The organism is Staphylococcus sp. EG-SA-2 (assembly GCF_017152085.1).
The window spans coordinates 1-969 of sequence record NZ_JACYHC010000916.1; the positions used below are offsets into that span (position 1 = coordinate 1).

Sequence of the window (969 nt, forward strand, 5' to 3'; positions counted from 1 at the left end):
ACATAAAACTGAAGGAGCGATTACAATGGCGACTAAGAAAGATGTACATGATTTATTTTTAAATCATGTGAATTCAAACGCGGTTAAGACAAGAAAGATGATGGGAGAATATATTATTTATTATGATAGTGTGGTTATAGGTGGTTTGTATGATAATAGATTATTGGTTAAGGCGACTAAAAGTGTACGTCATCAATTGCAAGATAATACATTAGTTTCGCCATATCCAGGTGCCAAAGAAATGATATTAATTCCAGACATTACCGAAGCAATAAATCTCACTAATTTATTTGAGCTCATAAAAAATGATTTGAAAAACTAATCATAAATTGCCATACTCAACTATTTTGAAAAGTATCAATTTCATATTATCAAATTATTGAGTATCTCGATTTATTGTTATACACAAACAGTATTTTTGCTATGATAGAGTTAATAAATATAATAAATTGAATAAGTAACTTTACAAAACTAGAATGATTCAATTCAATCACAATTATTTGAAAATAGAGGTGAGCAGGTGAACGATATGTTAATTAGTCTCGTAATCCCAGTTTTTGCTTTGTTAGTTATTGGTGGTATTATTTGGGTGATTATAGAAGGTATAGTACATATTTCAAAAAAGAATAAAGCAATCGATAACTTTTTAAACCAAGTTAATAAAGTAAGTGAGACATATAAATTCGCTACTGCTTTTTTATTTCTAATCTTGGCTACGGCTGGTATTTCTCAATTTTATCTATATTATATAGTATCAGCGTTTCTTTTTTGGCTTGTCATACTTACCTTTGGTATTGCAGGTATCATTTTTTTAATGCCATATGGATTATGTTTCCTACCACTTTATAAGCAAAAAAAGAAAAAACAGACATTTAAAAAATACATGGTTTACACTACGATTGGTTTGTCAATTTGTCTAGGCTTATCTCTAGTTTTGGTTCACACTACGAAAATTTATATGGACGAAGG

At 28.9% G+C, this 969-nt stretch carries 2 protein-coding genes; both read left to right on the plus strand.

What is annotated here, in order from left to right:
• Positions 1-25 precede the first annotated feature (25 nt).
• Positions 26-322 (plus strand): TfoX/Sxy family protein, encoded by a 297-nt coding sequence (locus tag IDG60_RS16165; RefSeq protein ID WP_000201644.1) that lies wholly within the window; start codon positions 26-28, stop codon positions 320-322.
• Positions 323-529: 207 nt separating this feature from the next.
• A partial coding sequence (locus tag IDG60_RS16170) for a hypothetical protein (RefSeq protein WP_206160920.1) occupies positions 530-969 on the plus strand: 440 nt, incomplete at its 3' end.

Bases quoted from the DNA above. Each gene is read 5' to 3' on its own strand.
- IDG60_RS16165 (WP_000201644.1), top strand. From the start codon at position 26: ATGGCGACTAAGAAAGATGTACATGATTTATTTTTAAATCATGTGAAT.